The 15,247-nt window shown below is 72.3% G+C and carries 15 protein-coding genes; 5 read left to right on the top strand and 10 right to left on the bottom strand.

Features of this window, described 5'->3' with window-relative positions; genetic code table 11:
• Positions 1–32: 32 nt before the first annotated feature.
• The 4 genes from B9S64_RS21065 to B9S64_RS21050 all read right to left on the bottom strand — a co-directional run bounded on the left by B9S64_RS21065 (position 33) and on the right by B9S64_RS21050 (position 4,323).
• On the bottom strand, positions 33–716 hold the full coding sequence (locus B9S64_RS21065) for an ABC transporter ATP-binding protein (protein ID WP_103490643.1): 684 nt from the start codon (positions 714–716) through the stop codon (positions 33–35).
• 46 nt (positions 717–762) lie between these two features.
• Positions 763–2,232 (bottom strand): ABC transporter permease, encoded by a 1,470-nt coding sequence (locus tag B9S64_RS21060; RefSeq protein WP_103490642.1) that lies wholly within the window; start codon positions 2,230–2,232, stop codon positions 763–765.
• 229 nt (positions 2,233–2,461) lie between these two features.
• Positions 2,462–3,709, bottom strand: coding sequence for an Ig-like domain-containing protein (locus tag B9S64_RS21055; protein ID WP_258037802.1), 1,248 nt, complete (start codon positions 3,707–3,709; stop codon positions 2,462–2,464).
• Between the two features lie 176 nt (positions 3,710–3,885).
• Positions 3,886–4,323, bottom strand: a complete 438-nt coding sequence (locus tag B9S64_RS21050) for a hypothetical protein (protein WP_103490640.1) — start codon at positions 4,321–4,323, stop codon at positions 3,886–3,888.
• 108 nt (positions 4,324–4,431) lie between these two features.
• Between B9S64_RS21050 and B9S64_RS21045 the strand changes: the two genes are divergently transcribed.
• Positions 4,432–4,764 (top strand): hypothetical protein, encoded by a 333-nt coding sequence (locus B9S64_RS21045; protein ID WP_103490639.1) that lies wholly within the window; start codon positions 4,432–4,434, stop codon positions 4,762–4,764.
• A gap of 68 nt (positions 4,765–4,832) precedes the next feature.
• Here B9S64_RS21045 and hutH read toward each other — a convergent pair whose 3' ends face one another.
• The 5 genes from hutH to B9S64_RS21020 all read right to left on the bottom strand — a co-directional run bounded on the left by hutH (position 4,833) and on the right by B9S64_RS21020 (position 11,321).
• A complete protein-coding gene (hutH, locus tag B9S64_RS21040; protein WP_103505170.1) occupies positions 4,833–6,383 on the bottom strand; it encodes a histidine ammonia-lyase in 1,551 nt (516 codons plus the stop codon).
• A 78-nt stretch (positions 6,384–6,461) separates the two neighbouring features.
• The gene (locus B9S64_RS21035) at positions 6,462–7,637 is read right to left on the bottom strand and encodes a GGDEF domain-containing protein (protein ID WP_103489663.1); all 1,176 of its coding nucleotides are present in this window, start codon (positions 7,635–7,637) and stop codon (positions 6,462–6,464) included.
• A 153-nt stretch (positions 7,638–7,790) separates the two neighbouring features.
• On the bottom strand, positions 7,791–8,603 hold the full coding sequence (locus B9S64_RS21030; protein ID WP_103489662.1) for an enoyl-CoA hydratase/isomerase family protein: 813 nt from the start codon (positions 8,601–8,603) through the stop codon (positions 7,791–7,793).
• A 411-nt stretch (positions 8,604–9,014) separates the two neighbouring features.
• Positions 9,015–10,214: an adenylate/guanylate cyclase domain-containing protein gene (locus B9S64_RS21025; protein ID WP_103489661.1), complete on the bottom strand. Its 1,200-nt coding sequence runs from the start codon at positions 10,212–10,214 to the stop codon at positions 9,015–9,017.
• A 234-nt stretch (positions 10,215–10,448) separates the two neighbouring features.
• Positions 10,449–11,321 carry a biotin--[acetyl-CoA-carboxylase] ligase gene (locus B9S64_RS21020; protein WP_103489660.1) on the bottom strand — a complete coding sequence of 291 codons (873 nt, stop codon included), beginning with the start codon at positions 11,319–11,321 and terminating at the stop codon, positions 10,449–10,451.
• A 176-nt stretch (positions 11,322–11,497) separates the two neighbouring features.
• Here B9S64_RS21020 and B9S64_RS21015 point away from each other — a divergent pair, with 176 nt between their 5' ends.
• The 4 genes from B9S64_RS21015 to B9S64_RS21005 all read left to right on the top strand — a co-directional run bounded on the left by B9S64_RS21015 (position 11,498) and on the right by B9S64_RS21005 (position 14,381).
• The gene (locus B9S64_RS21015) at positions 11,498–13,078 is read left to right on the top strand and encodes an acyl-CoA carboxylase subunit beta (RefSeq protein WP_103489659.1); all 1,581 of its coding nucleotides are present in this window, start codon (positions 11,498–11,500) and stop codon (positions 13,076–13,078) included.
• A gap of 104 nt (positions 13,079–13,182) precedes the next feature.
• The gene (locus B9S64_RS21010) at positions 13,183–13,389 is read left to right on the top strand and encodes an acyl-CoA carboxylase epsilon subunit (RefSeq protein WP_103489658.1); all 207 of its coding nucleotides are present in this window, start codon (positions 13,183–13,185) and stop codon (positions 13,387–13,389) included.
• A 65-nt stretch (positions 13,390–13,454) separates the two neighbouring features.
• Positions 13,455–13,583, top strand: a complete 129-nt coding sequence (mmpB, locus tag B9S64_RS35135; protein WP_014047983.1) for a morphogenic membrane protein MmpB — start codon at positions 13,455–13,457, stop codon at positions 13,581–13,583.
• Between the two features lie 186 nt (positions 13,584–13,769).
• Entirely contained in the window at positions 13,770–14,381 is a 612-nt protein-coding gene (locus B9S64_RS21005) for a nucleoside triphosphate pyrophosphatase (protein WP_181012176.1), read from the top strand.
• 103 nt (positions 14,382–14,484) lie between these two features.
• Here B9S64_RS21005 and B9S64_RS21000 read toward each other — a convergent pair whose 3' ends face one another.
• The gene (locus B9S64_RS21000) at positions 14,485–14,949 is read right to left on the bottom strand and encodes a hypothetical protein (RefSeq protein WP_103489664.1); all 465 of its coding nucleotides are present in this window, start codon (positions 14,947–14,949) and stop codon (positions 14,485–14,487) included.
• Positions 14,950–15,247 lie beyond the last annotated feature (298 nt).

The raw sequence follows: 15,247 nt of genomic DNA, 5'->3' as shown, positions 1-15,247 counted from the left end.
TAGCCCGCTACACCCCGGCCCCCTCCGCGGCCTCAGGCCGCCGCGTTCTCCGTCACCGTGACCTTCCCCTTGCGGATGGTCGCCACCCTCGGTGCCTTGCGGGCGAGGGAGCTGTCGTGGGTGACCATCACGAAGGTCAGCCCGTGCTCCTTCCAGAGCCCGTCGAGCAGTTCCATGATCTCGTCGCGCATGGACTCGTCGAGGTTGCCGGTCGGTTCGTCGGCCAGCAGCACCTTGGGCCGCTTGACCAGGGCCCGGGCGATGGCGACGCGCTGCTGCTGGCCGCCGGACATCTCGCTCGGCAGGTGGGTGGGCCGGTCGCCGAGGCCGACGGACTCCAGGGCTTCGGCGGCCCGCTCGCGGCGGGCCTTGGCACCGAGGCCGAGGGGTACGAGCGCGGTCTCCACGTTCTCCTGGGCGGAGAGCGTGGGGATGAGGTTGAAGCTCTGGAAGACGAAGCCGATGGACTCGGCACGGACCTTGGTGAGCCGGGACTCGGGGAGGGTGGCGAGGTCGACGCCGTCGAGTTCGACGGTGCCGGAGGTGGGCCGGTCCAGGCCGCCGAGCATCTGGAGGAGCGTGGACTTGCCTCCCCCGGTCGGGCCCTGGATGACGAGCCGGCCGCCGTCCTCGATGGTCAGGTCGACGCCGGCGAGCGCGTCGACGGGGTTCTTGCCGCGCATGTAGCGCTTGGTGACGCCCTTGAGCTGGTACACGTGTGGACTCCTGCTGTACGTACGAAGGGGGAGCGGCGGGGCGGTGTTACGCGACGCGGCGCAGCGCGTCGGCCGGCCGCAGCCGGGAGGCCCGCCAGCCGCCGAAGGCCCCGGCGACGAGTCCGCCCGCCACGGCCAGGGCGACGGCCACGAGGATCGTGGTGAGGGAGACCGGGGCGGTCAGCGCGATGTCGAGGGTCTTGGACGCGGACTGCCCGCCGGGACCGCCGCCCCCCATCGGGCCGCCCCCGCCCATGCGGCCTCCGCCGCCGCCCGAGGAGCCGAGCTGGGCGGTCAGGGTGGGGCTGATCGCGGTCACGGCGTACGCGCCGACGAGTCCGACGGCGATGCCGAGGACGCCGCCCATCAGGCCGTTGACCAGGGCCTCACCGATGACCTGCCGAGTGACGCGGCCGCTCTTCCAGCCCAGCGCCTTGAGGGTGCCGAACTCCCGTACGCGGCGGCTGACCGCCGAGGAGGTGAGCAGGCCCGCGACGAGGAAGGCGGCGACCAGTACGGCGACGGACAGCCATCGGCCGACGCCGGCGGCCAGGTCCGAGGCGGTGGACAGGGAGCCGGAGACGGTGTCCGCGAGGTCGGCGGACGTGGTGACCGTGGTGCCGGAGACGTTCTTCTGGATGGCGGCCTTGACGGGCTCGATCTTCTGCGAGTCGGTGGCCTTCACATAGACCGTGGTGACCTTGTCCTTGGCGTCCGCGAGGGTCTGCGCCTGCTTGAGGGGGACGTAGACGTTGGCGGCGGCGTCACCGCTGTCCGCCGTCGAGATGCCGATGATCGTGTAGTCGGTTCCGGAGACCGTGACGGTCTTGTCGAGGGCGAGCTCCTTCTCCTTGGCGTACGCCGAGTCGACGACCGCGACCTCGGCGTCGGTCTCGGAGGTCTTGAAGGTGCGGCCCTTGGTGATCGTGGAGGAGGTCAGCGGGCCGAGGTCCTGCCGGGTGACGTCGGTGCCGTACACGGTGAAGGAGTTGACGTCGAAGGAGGCTCCACCGCCACGGACCTCGCCCTGCGGCTGGCCGCCGCCACCGCCGCCACGACCGCCCTGGCCGCCCTGCGACGCGCTCTCGTCCTGCTTGAACTCGCCGCGTTTGAACTGGCCGTCCACCTTCATGACGGTCAGGCTGAGCCCGCCCACGGCGTCGGCGACCCCGTCCTGCGCACCCACCTTGTCGACGGTGTCGGCGGCGAGCGTCTGGAAGCCCTGGACCATGACGCGGTCGGTGCTCTGTGACGCCTCGTCGTCGTCCTTCGCGTCGAACTCGAACCGGGGCCGCTCGGTGCCGCCGGATCCCGGTGCGGCGGCGGCCTTGGTCACCGTCATGTCCGTACCCAGGCCGTAGAGGGACTGGAGGACCTTGTCCTGGGCCTTGCTCATGCCGGAGGAGACCGAGCTGACGACGATGACCAGCGCGATGCCGAGGGCGAGCCCCGAGGCGACGACGAGCGCCGCCTTTCTGCGGCGGCGCAGCTCGCGCCGGAGGTAGGTGAAGAACATGGCGCGAAGATATGGAGCGGGCGTGATGAGGAGTTAAGCCTGGGATGAGAGCGGGATGAGAACCGTGGAACCGGCTCCTACACCCGGACCCGGCCTCGGCACGCCGCCCGGACCGAGCCCTTCGGCCCCCTCCGCCCTCTCCGCCCTCCCCCGCAACGACAGAGGCGGCGGTGCCCGGAAGTCCGGGTGCCGCCGCCTCCGTACGGGGAGGGGAAACGGTCGTGCGCGATCAGCTCGCGGAGCCCGCCGTCCACTCCGACCAGCTCATGTTCCAGCCGTTGAGCCCGTTGTCCGGGGTGATCGTCTTGTCCGGGGAGTTCTTGACGATGACCACGTCACCGATCATGGAGTTGTCGAAGAACCAGGCGCCCGGGGTGTTCGGGTCGCCGGCGCCCTGCGCGTCGGCCAGGCCGACACAGCCGTGGCTGGTGTTGACGTTGCCGAAGATGCCCTTGCCCCAGTAGTTGCCGTGGATGAAGGTGCCCGACGTGGACAGCCGCATGGCGTGCGGCACGTCCTTGATGTCGTACTCACCCTTGCCGTCGTCGTCCGTGAAGCCGACGGTGGCACCGTCCATGTGGGTCTCCTTGAGCTTCTCGGAGATCACCATCTGGCCGTTGTACGTGGGGTTGTCCGGGGAACCGGCGGAGATCGGGATGGTCTTGACGGTCTTGCCGTCCCGGGTGACGGTCATGGTGTGCGACTTGGCGTCCACCGTCGAGACCTGGTTGCGGCCGACCTTGAAGGTGACCGTCTTCTGCTGCACACCCACCACGCCGTCGGCACCCTCGACGCCGTCCAGCGCCAGCTTCAGGGTGACGGTGGAGCCGGACTGCCAGTAGTCCTCGGGGCGCAGGTCGAGACGCTGGTTGTTGAACCAGTGGCCGACGACCTCCTGGCCGCTGCTCGACGTCACCGTGATGCCGGCCTGGACGTCCTTCTGGTTGGTGATCGCCTTGTTGAAGTTGATCGAGACGGGCATGCCGACGCCGACCGTGGAGCCGTCTTCGGGGGTGAAGTTCCCGATGAAGCTGTTCTCGGGGGAGACCGTGGTGAAGGAGCTGTTGGCGTGCGCCTGACGGTCCTTGGAGTCGGCCGCCGTCGCGCTGATCTTGTACGTGGTGGAGCGTTCGAGCTGGCCGTCCGGCTTCCAGTTGGAGCCGTCGGCCGCGAGGGTGCCCTCGACGGCCTTGCCGTCCGACGTGGTCATCGTGACCTCGGTCAGCTTGCCCTTGGCGACGGTGACCATGGCCGCGTTGTTGATGCTCGCGTTGGTCGCGCCGTTCTTCGGCGCGATCGTTATCTGCGCCTCGGACGTGTCCTTGGCCGCCGCCTCGTCCACCTGTGCCTGCGACGTCTTCGAGCTGCCGGCGCTTCCGCCCGATCCGCCGTCGTCGCTGCAAGCGGAGAGCACCATCACTCCGCCGAGGAGTGCGGACGCGGCCATGAGGCCCCGGCGCCGCTTGCTGTCCGTCATCACACGCTTCTCCATCGTTGCCGATTTCCCCGAAATCCCCGGACGGGGCAGCGGAACAAGTTTCCCCGTCAATGTTCTAGAACACCCGTTACAGGCCGTCCGTTCCACATCCCGCGAAGGTGTGGGGAACACCACTCATCGACGCGGCCCCGGCTCCGGTGGTTCCCGTCCGGACGTCAGCGGTCCGTCACGTCGACGGCCTCCTCGTCGTCCGTCTCATTGTCCTCGATCCCGTAGTAGGCATCGTCCTCGTCGTCCCCGACGGTCCAGTCCTCGGCCTCGGGGTCGTACTCGATCGTCTCGCCGGCCCATGACGCCTGGGCGAGCTCGATGCCGGGGACCTCTCCGACCAGGTCGAACGGGTCGATGAGCGAAGCGATCGCCTCTGCCGCGTCTTCCCGGACGGCCTCCTCGGTATGCGTGCGCTCCCCGGAGAAATGCCCCTCGGCGGTCTCGGCCGCGGAGGTGTCCGGGATTCCGCCGGGGGTCGCGGCGGCGGTACGGTCGGCGGCGAGGTGTTCCAGCGCGGTGCCGGTCAGGGCCTCGGCGTCGGTGATCTCCAGCACCAGGTCCACCCGGAGCCGGACGAATTGCGTTGTCGGTGAAGTACTCATGTGCCGGAGCGTAAGGGTCGCGGGACCCGTGGCTTTCCTCCGACCCACTGCTTTGCTTAGCATCGGCCCACGGGGCCAACTGATGGTTGTCGCAAGGGGATCGTTTCTGTGTCCATCGCTCGTCGCACCCTGCTGACCACTACGGCCGCGGGCACCCTGCTCTGTGCGCTCTGGTTCGTCCCGTCCGCCGACGCGACCGACGGGACGACCATCCGGAGCGCGTCCACCGGATCCTCCGAACAGGTCCGACAGCCCCTCGCGGCAGGGGAGTCGGGTGCCCGGGAGGCGGACGGGGAGGCCGGGCGGGACGTGCTCGCCGACACCGGGACCGGGATCGACACCACCCCGTACGTGGTCGGCGGGACGCTCTCCCTGTGCGTCGGCGCCGGATTCGTCGCCTACTCGGTGCGCCGCGCCGGCTCCCCGAGCGCCGCTGCCTGAGCGCCGCCGCCCGCGGCACGTGCCGGGGCCCACCTCCTGGGTGCGGCGGGCCCCGGCACGGCCCAGGATCAGGCGAGCGGCCCGGTCACCGCCTCCACGGCCGCGACGAGGGCGCCCTCCGCCACGAAGGCGTCGGCGGTGGCCAGGTCGGGCGCCAGGAAGCGGTCGGGGCCCGGCCCCTCGACACCGGCGGCCCGCAGCGCCTCGACGACGGCCAGCGAGGCGGGTGCCGGGGTCATGCCCCCGGCGGCGCGGATCTCGACGGCGCGGGCGGCGGCGTACAGCTCGACGGCCACGATCCGGTTCAGGTCGGTGATGGCCGTACGGAGCTTGCGCGCGGCAGACCAGCCCATGGAGACGTGGTCCTCCTGCATCGCGGAGGACGGGATCGAGTCGACGGACGCCGGGACGGCGAGCCGCTTCATCTCGCTGACCAGGGCGGCCTGCGTGTACTGGGCGATCATCAGCCCCGAGTCCACCCCCGCGTCGTCGGCGAGGAAGGCCGGCAGCCCGTGCGAGCGGTTCTTGTCCAGCAGCCGGTCGGTGCGGCGCTCGCAGATCGAACCGAGGTCGGCGGCGGCGATCGCCAGGAAGTCGAGGACGTACGCCACGGGCGCGCCGTGGAAGTTGCCGTTGGACTCCACGCGTCCGCCGGGAAGCACCACCGGGTTGTCGACGGCCGCCGCCAGTTCGCGGTCGGCGACGAGCCGCCCGTGTGTGAGGGTGTCCCGCCCGGCCCCGTTGACCTGGGGCGCGCAGCGTACGGAGTAGGCGTCCTGGACCCGGGGGGCGTCGTCCTGGTGATGGCCGGTCAGTCCCGAGCCGGCGAGGACCCGCAGCATGTTGTCCGCCGAGGCGCCCTGGCCGGGGTGCGGGCGGATGGTGTGCAGCTCCGGGGCGAGGACCTTGTCCGTACCGAGGAGGGCCTCCAGGGAGAGCGCGGCGGTGATGTCGGCGCTGGTGTACAGCTTCTTCAGGTCCGCGAGGGCCATCACCAGCATGCCGAGCATGCCGTCCGTGCCGTTGAGGAGGGCGAGGCCCTCCTTCTCCCGCAGCTCGACGGGGGTGATCCCGTGCGCGGCGAGGAGTTCGGCGGCCGGGCGCACGGTGCCGTCGGGGCCCTCCGCTTCGCCCTCGCCCATCAGCGTGAGCGCGCAGTGGGAGAGCGGCGCGAGGTCGCCGGAGCAGCCGAGCGAGCCGTATTCGTGGACGACGGGGGTGATCCCCGCGTTGAGCACGTCCGCCATGGTCTGCGCGACCTCGGGACGTACGCCGGTGTGGCCGGAGGCGACGGTCTTCAGCCGGAGGAACATCAGCGCCCGCACCACCTCGCGCTCGACGTGGGGGCCCATGCCCGCCGCGTGCGAGCGGACGATGTTGCGCTGGAGCCGCGCCCGCAGGCCGGGGCTGATGTGCCGGCTGGCGAGGGCGCCGAATCCGGTGGAGACGCCGTAGACGGGCTCGGGTTTGGCGGCGAGGGCGTCGACGATCTCACGGGCGGCGGCCAGCGCCTCCACGGCGGCCACGGAGAGCTCGACCCGGGCGCCCTCGCGGGCCACGGCGAGGACGTCCTCGGCGGTGGTACCGGACGTCCCCACCACGACAGTGTGCATATCCATATTCAGAAGCGTACGGACTGAAACCCCCCATGTCATCAGTGGTCGCGCGGTTGACCCCTTACCACCCGCCCCGGGCGGTCACGGCCGGTGCTCCTCCGGCGGCAGATTGCCGCGCAGCCTGCGCCGGTCGTGGGGCGCCTTCGGGGGCGAGTCCGCGAGCCGGATGACCTCGCCGTCCCGGCCGGCCACCACCGGGTTGCGGGAGTGGGCCGCCTTCGCCTGGTACTGGGCCGCGTCGGCCAGCCGGAAGAGGCGGCGGGCGGAGCGGACCGGGCCGATGTCGTCACCGGTCGAGGCGACTCCGCAGGCCACCCCGTCACCGAGCTCCAGACCGACGGCCCGCGCGCACAGCTCCCCGGCCACCTCGACCACCTCGTCGGCGGTGGGCCCCACCGCCAGCAGACAGAACTCGTCCCCGCCGAGCCGGGCCGCCAGGGCGCCGGGCAGCATCGCCCCGCAGAGGGAGAGCACCGAGCCGAATCGTTCCAGCAGACGGTCGCCGACGGCGTGGCCGTGGGTGTCGTTGACGGTCTTGAGGCCGTTGACGTCGCAGACGACCAGGCTGACCACGGCGTCCTCGGCTCGGTGCCGGTCGAGCGCCTCGTCGAGCCGGATGTCGACGGCGCGGCGGTTGGCGAGCCCGGTCAGCGGGTCGGTGAAGGCCAGCTTGCGCACCTCCTCCAGCCGCTCGGTCTGGACGATCCCGGCGGCCACGACGGCGGCCAGCACGGTCGCGAAGTCCGCGTCGTCCCGGTCGAAGACCACGCCCCCGGCCGGCCGGGCGACGTACAGCTCGCCCCAGGCGCGGCCGTGCAGCACGATCGGCGCCACCACACAGCAGCCCCGGCCGCGCCGGCGCAGCGCGGCGACCCGCTGGTGGCAGTAGGGCCGCGCCCCCCGCACCGGTGCGCCGGGCGCCGGGGCGGCGGCGTCGGCGGTCTCCACCCAGGCGTCCGGCTCGCCGCCACCGGCCCACCGCTCGTGCAGGAACTCGGTGATCTCCGGGAACTGGTGCACGGGGTAGGCCTCCTCCTCGGGGAACTCCTCCTCCCCGGCGGCCCGCTCCCCCGCGTTGACCAGCACCCGCAGCCTGCCCCGGTCGCGTTCCCACACGGAGAGAGCGGCGAAGCTGCCGCCCAGCGCCTCGCACGCCCCACGCGCCGCCGCCCGCCAGGAATCGCGCGGGGTACAGGCCGCCGCCATCGCCTGTGCCAGCGACACCACGGCGCGCAGTCGCACATCGTCACCGCCCATCGCTCCAGCTTAGGGAGGTTTACACCAGTTTGATCAGTCGGCAACGCTGATGATCTTCACCCGGCGCCACGCACGGCCTCCGGTCACACCCCGCTCCACGCACCGCCTCCGGTCATACCCGGCTCCACGCACCGCCCCGGCGCACGGCCCTGCTCACTCCCCCGGCCAGTTCGGCTTCCGCTTCTCGTTGAAGGCGGCCACACCCTCCGCCCGGTCCCCGGAGAAGGCCACCGACCGCCACGCGGCGTCCTCCACTTCCAGCCCGGCCCGCAGATCCAGCCCCTGCCCGAGCCGCAGGGCCCGCTTCGCGGCCCGCAGGCCGACCGGGGAGTTGGCCGCGATCCTGGCGCCGAGCGCCAGCGCCTCCTCCCGGTCCCGGCCCGCCTCGACCAGTTCGTCGACCAGCCCCAGCTCACGCGCCTCCACCGCCTCCACCCGCCGCGCGCTGAACACCAGCTCGGCGGCACGGGCCGCACCGACCCGGCGGGGGAGCAGCTGGGTGCCACCCCCGCCCGGGATGACGCCCACGGACACCTCGGGCAGCCCGACGACGGCCGTACGGTCGGCCACGATCACGTCGCAGGCCAGCGCCAGCTCGAAACCGCCGCCGAGGGCGTACCCGTGCACGGCCGCGACGACCGGCATCGGCAGTTCCAGCACCCCGGTGTAGGCGGCCCGCGCGGTCGGCCGCTGCCGCACCAGCTCGGCGTCGGTGAAGGAGTTCCGCTCCTTGAGGTCGGCGCCCACACAGAAGGCCCGCTCATGGCTGGAGGTGAGCACGGTGACCCGGACCCCGGGGTCCGCGGCCAGCGCGTCACAGGCGGCACCGATCGAACGGGCCATGTCGCTCGACACGGCGTTCATCGCCTTCGGCCGGTCGAGCACCAGCTCCGCGACGTGCTCCTGACCCTCGTGCCGCCGTACGACGACGAACTCCCCGAACCGCTGCTCCGACGTGACGGTCATGGCAATCCCCTCCGGTTAACGATCGTTACCGGAATCCTAGGCCGCCCCGCCCCCACCGAACCTGTCCCGGCCCGTCCGCATGACCACGCCCCATGGCCGCCCAGCTGATCCCAGCCCCGGCTGCCGCAAATTCCAACCCCTCAAGCCGCAAATTCCAGCCCCTCCGGCGCTTGAGGAGCGGGGGCAAGGGGCAGAGCCCCCAACCCCAGCCCGACCCGGCAGAATCCAGCCCCGCCCGGCAGAATCCAGCCCCTCCGGCGCTTGAGGAGCGGGGGCCAGGGGCAGAGCCCCCACCCCCAGCCCGTCCGGCGCTTGAGGACAAAGGGGGCCCCGGGGGCGAAGCCCACGGTTCCGGGAAGGGGCGGGGAGGGGAACAGCCCGCCGCAGGCGCACCCCGCACACCCACCCACCTCACCCAGCCGGCTTCCCCCGCCGCGCCAACAACCACGGCTCCACCACACCCAGCCCCCGCACCGGCCGCTGCCACATCGGCTGGAGCCCGAAGCGGTACGTCGGCAGCGGCGGCTCCTCGTCCTGCCGCCGCCCCTCCTTCTCCGCCGTCCGTGCCCGCTCGGCCGCCGCCGCGGCCTCCTCGGCCGCCTGCGCCTCGGAGGCGGGGGCGTCCCCGGTCCGCGTCAGCTCCTGCGCGAACGCCCCGTCGACCAGTACCGCGTCCTTCGGCGCTATCGAGGTGAGCCGGCTGGCCAGGTTCACCGTCGTCCCGAAGACGTCGCCCATGCGGGTGGTGACCGTGCCGAACGCGATGCCGACCCGCAGCGCGGGCATCGTCGTGTCCTGGGCCATCGCCTCGACCAGCCGGAGCGCGATCTCGCCCGCCGTGCCGGCGTCGTCCGCCGCGAAGAGGACCTCGTCGCCGAGCGTCTTGATGAGCCGTCCCCCGTGCGCGGCGACCAGATCGGCCGAGGTCGTCTCGAAGGCCTCGACGAGTTCGCCGAGCTCCTCCTCCTCCAGCCGCCGGGTGAGCCGGGTGAAGCCCACCAGGTCGGCGAAGCCCACGGCGAGCCGGCGGTCCACCATCTCCTCGTCGTCCGCGGCCTGCACGACCCGCCCCGTGGCCGCGGCCAGCTGCCGCCGCCACACGTACACCAGGAACTCCTGGAGCTCCGGCAGCAGCAGCTCCACCAGCGGATAGGTGACCTCGGTACGGGTCATGCCGGGCTCGGGGGGCTCGGTCAGGCCCTCCAGGAACGAGTCGATCTGCCACTCCGCGAGCCGGGCGGTCGTCTGCCCGGTCGAGCGGGCCACCTGGATCGCCATCGGTTCGCTGAGCAGCCCGGCCTCCACCAGACCGGCCAGCCGCCGCAGCGCGAGTACGTCCGCCTCGGTGAGCGCCTTGGCCTGGCCGATGTCGGCGAAGCCCATGGCCCTCCAGAACCGGGACGCCAGGTCCATGGAGACCCCGGCGGTCCGGGCCGCCTGGAAGGGCGTGTAGCGGCGGTCGGCGCCCAGAATGAGCGATTCCAGCCGGATCGCCAGGGGGTCGTGGGTCGGTTCGGCCGTGTGGTCGACCTCGTGGTGCGGGGTGGAATGGACCGATTCTTCCGGCGGGGGATCGGTGCCCTCCCCGGAATTCGTGTCATCGACGGTCACCGGCCGCCTCCTGCCCGTTCCCTGGCCACTGCCCTGCCGATCTGTCGCTGGATCGCCTCAACGATACGGCAGGTGTGCCCTGGCTCACGTCCTCGGCCACCGGGTCCGGGTGCGGTCCGGGGTGACATCACCCGTCTGTGGGGCGCCGTCCGCGCCGGGGGTGCGCCCCTGGTCCGCCGGGTGCGGTCCCGCCCGTACCGTGCGCCCCCGCCGCCCCGAGCCGCCCCTCCCGGATCAGGTGAGGCCGCCCTCCACCCCGCGCAGATGCACGATGTCCCCCGCCGACACGGGTTGCCGGAGCCCGTCGCCGGTGGCCAGGACCAGTCGCCCGTCACCGTCGATCGCGACGGCCTCGCCGACGACGGACCGGTCGCCCGGCAGCTCGGCGCGCACCGGCCGGTCCAGGGTGGCGCAGCCCGCCGCGTACGCGGCCTGGAGCCCGCTCCCGACCGCGTCTCCCCCGGCGTCGCGCCAGCGTCCGTACCACTGCTCCAGGGAGCGCAGGACGGCCCGCAGCAGCGTCTCGCGGTCCGTCGAGGACGCTCCGGCGAGTGCCAGGGAGCCGGCGTGCGGGGCGGGCAGCTCGGCGGCGCGCAGCGAGACGTTGAGGCCGATGCCGACCACCACGCCGTCCCCCGCGCGTTCGGCGAGGATGCCGCCGGTCTTGCGCTCCGAGCCGTGCACGGTGACCAGGAGGTCGTTGGGCCACTTCAGTGCCATGTCCACGCCCGCGGACTGCGCGAGCCCGGTGGCGGTGGCCACGCCGGCCAGCAGGGGCAGCCACCCCCACCGCTCGGCGGGGACGCCGCCGCCGGGGGTGAGGTAGACCGACAGGAAGATGCCCGAGCGGGGCGGTGCGGTCCAGTTCCGGTCGAGCCGCCCCCGGCCCGCGGTCTGCTCCTCGGCGACCAGGACCGCGCCCTCGGCCAGCCGGCCGGAGGCGGCCCGCGCGGCGAGATCGGAGTTGGTGGAGCCGGTCGCCTCGACGATGTCGAGCGAGCTCCACAGGCCGTCCGGCCTCAGGAGGCCGCGGCGTAGCGCGGCGGCGTTCAGGGGCGGCCGGTCGAGGTCCGACCAGCGGTTGTGCGGGGCGTCCGGAGGAGTCATGCACCCCACATTAGGTGTGGCCAACGACGCACTGCCGAACCGTATCGGCGCCGATACGCTACGGCTCAGTAGCCCACCGCGGGCGGCGAGCCGGTAGCCGCCGCACGCGGAAACAGGTCCAGCACCCCACTGGACGCACCAGCCGTCCCCGTGATCAGGCAGGGAGCCGCCACCCGATGTCCGAGCCGCAGAGCGAGATCCACACCACCGCGGGCAAGATCGCCGACCTCCGGCGGCGTATCGACGAGGCCACACACGCAGGGTCGGTACGCGCGGTCGAAAAGCAGCACGCCAAGGGCAAGTTGACCGCACGTGAGCGTGTCGAGCTGCTGCTCGACGAGGGTTCCTTCGTGGAGCTCGACGAGTTCGCCCGGCACCGCTCGACCAATTTCGGCATCGAGAAGAACCGCCCGTACGGGGACGGTGTCGTCACCGGCTACGGCACGGTCGACGGCCGTCCCGTCTGCGTCTACTCGCAGGACTTCACCATCTTCGGCGGCTCGCTCGGCGAGGTCTACGGCGAGAAGATCGTGAAGGTCATGGACTTCGCGATGAAGACCGGCTGTCCGATCGTCGGCATCAACGACGGCGGCGGCGCCCGTATCCAGGAAGGCGTGGCCGCGCTCGGCCTGTTCGCCGAGATCTTCCGCCGCAACGTGCACGCCTCGGGTGTCGTCCCGCAGATCTCGCTGATCGTCGGACCGTGCGCGGGCGGCGCGGTCTACTCCCCCGCGATCACCGACTTCACGGTGATGGTCGACCAGACCTCACACATGTTCATCACCGGGCCCGACGTCATCAAGACGGTCACCGGCGAGGACGTCGGCTTCGAACAGCTGGGCGGCGCCCGTACGCACAACACCACCTCCGGGGTGGCGCACCACATGGCGGGTGACGAGAAGGACGCCATCGAGTACGTCAAGTCCCTGCTGTCCTACCTGCCGTCGAACAACCTCTCCGAGGCGCCGTCCTTCCCGGAGGAGGCCGATCTGACGGTCACCGACGAGGACCGTGAGCTGGACACCCTCATCCCGGACTCGGCGAACCAGCCGTACGACATGCACACCGCCATCGAGCACGTGCTGGACGACGGGGAGTTCCTGGAGACGCAGGCGTTGTTCGCGCCGAACATCGTCACCGGTTTCGGACGCGTCGAGGGCTATCCGGTCGGTGTCGTCGCCAACCAGCCGATGCGGTTCGCCGGGTGCCTGGACATCGACGCGAGCGAGAAGGCCGCCCGCTTCGTGCGTACCTGCGACGCGTTCAACGTGCCGGTGCTGACCTTCGTGGACGTCCCGGGATTCCTCCCCGGCGTCGACCAGGAGTACGGCGGCATCATCCGTCGCGGCGCCAAGCTGATCTACGCGTACGCGGAGGCCACGGTCCCGCTGATCACGGTGATCACCCGCAAGGCGTTCGGCGGGGCGTACGACGTGATGGGCTCCAAGCACCTGGGCGCCGACCTGAACCTGGCCTGGCCGACCGCGCAGATCGCGGTGATGGGCGCGCAGGGCGCGGTGAACATCCTGCACCGCCGCGCCATCGCCGCCGCGGAGGACCCGGAGGCCACCCGCGCCGAGCTGATGGCCGACTACGAGGACGCGCTGCTCAACCCGTACGTCGCGGCCGAGCGCGGTTACGTCGACGCGGTGATCATGCCGTCCGACACCCGCGCCCACCTGGTGAAGGGGCTGCGCCAGCTGCGGACGAAGCGCGAGGCGCTGCCGCCGAAGAAGCACGGCAACATCCCCCTCTGACCCGCACGCGGACTCGCGGACTCGCGCACACGCGGACTCGCACACACGCGGACACCACCCGCCGGACACCGATCACCGAAGATCGCCGATCAACGGGAGCCACCATGATCAAGGTCGTACGGGGCAATCCGACCCCGGAGGAACTGGCCGCGGCCCTCGCCGTGGTCAGGGCACGTGCGGCGGCGGCCGCCGCCGTGCCGTCCGGTCCCCCGCTGCCGCCCGAGCGGTGGGCGGACCCGGGCCGCATCGCACGCCGGGGAGCCCACAGTCCCGGCCCGCGGTCCTGGGCGCGTACGTACTGGCCGGTCTGACGCCCGGCGGCGCTTGAGTACGCGTACTCAGGCGCCGCGGCCGGGCCCGGAGCACCATCGAAGACATGCTGTGGTCCGACCCGGAGAACAAGCCTCCCAAGGAACTGCGCGACGCCCAGGACATGATGCGTCGCGCGGGGCTGCTGCTCGCGCTGGCCATGGTCGTGGCGATGTTCGTCCTCGGCATCCGCTGAGGCCGGTGGCGTGCGCGTCTGCCTGTGGCGTGCGCCTGTGCCGGTGGCGTGTGGCGCCCGCCAGGGGCGCCTCGGCGTCCGCACGGTACGTGGGTCCTCCGGCGTCCGCACGGTACGTGGGTCCTCCGGCGTCCGCCCGGTACGTGGGTCCTCCGGCATCCGGCCGGGTGCCCCGGCCCGCCTACGATGGCCGGTATGACTGATCAGCGCCGCCTCGTGCTCGCCTCCGCCTCCCCCGCCCGCCTCGGCCTGCTGCGCCAGGCGGGATTCGCCCCCGAGGTCGTCGTCAGCGGTGTGGACGAGGACGCGCTCACCGCCCCGACCCCGGGAGAGCTGGCGCTCGTCCTGGCGCGGGCCAAGGCGGACGCGGTGGCGGCCCGTCCCGAGGCGGCCGGGGCCCTGGTCATCGGCTGCGACTCGGTGCTCGAACTGGACGGTGAGGCGCTCGGCAAGCCGGCCGGTGCCGAGGAGGCCACGGCCCGCTGGAAGTCCATGCGCGGCCGGGCCGGTGTGCTGCGGACCGGGCACAGCGTGATCGACACGGCGACCGGCCGCACCGCGTCGGCCACCGCCTCGACCACGGTCCACTTCGGTGAGCCGACCGACGCCGAGGTCGCCGCCTACGTCGCCTCGGGCGAACCGCTGCACGTCGCGGGAGCGTTCACCCTGGACGGCCGCTCGGCGCCGTTCGTCGAGTCGATCGAGGGCGACCACGGCAACGTCATCGGTCTCTCCATGCCGCTGCTGCGCCGGCTGCTCGGCGAACTGGGCGTCTCCGTCACGGATCTGTGGGCCTGACAGCTCCGCCGTCCGCGCGCTCAGGCCGCCCGGGGCCCCGCGTCCGACCGCGAGCCGGCCGGGACCGAAGACCGCCGGGACCGGAGACCGTCCCGGGCCGGGCTCACACGGTGGCCGGGGCTCCCGCTCCGGCGCCGTCGCCGCGCCCGCCCGTGTCGGCCGGCACCGCGTCCGGGCCGCTCGGGGCGTAGGACACCAGGGTCAGGACGAGCAGTCCCAGCACGACCATCATGACCGCGAAGGCCGCCCAGCCCACCAGGCCGACCGCGAGCGCGCCCAGCACCCCGTGCACGACCGCGCACCCTATGAGCGAGATCCGGGCGAACCGGCCCGGCCCCCGGTCCCGTACGGCCGCGACCAGCGGTATCAGCCCGCACAGCACCAGGAGCACGCCGGAGACCCAGCCGAGCGCCCAGGTACCGGTGGACATGGCGCCCGGGTCCATACCGGCCAGAGACATCTGCTGGTTGTCGACGACCGTCGCGAGGACCGCGTTGACGAGGACGACGCCGACCGCCTCCCCGAACAGCACGATCGCGGTCACCACGGCCATGGCCCTGCGCACCATGGAGCCCACCCCCTGTTACCTGGAGTACGTGAGGTACAGCGCGGACCCTACGGGGGCACCCCCCTGCCCGTGAAGAGCCCCGGGGGAAGGTAACGCTCGGGTCAAGGGGCCGCGCGCCGTCCGCACGCCCCCGGCGCTGCCTCCACCCGCCCGCACGCCCACCGACGCGCCTCCTCGGTACGCCGCTCGTGGCGACGGCAAAATTTCCCTCGCTCGTTCGTAGGGACCCCACAAAGAAACGCCACGCGGGGTTGACCGTACGAACAGAGACTTGGACCACACCTCGTGGCTACTGTGC

This window comes from Streptomyces sp. SM18 (assembly GCF_002910775.2).
Classification (GTDB): Bacteria; Actinomycetota; Actinomycetes; order Streptomycetales; family Streptomycetaceae; genus Streptomyces; species Streptomyces halstedii.
This window is presented reverse-complemented; position numbering and strand designations above follow the sequence as displayed.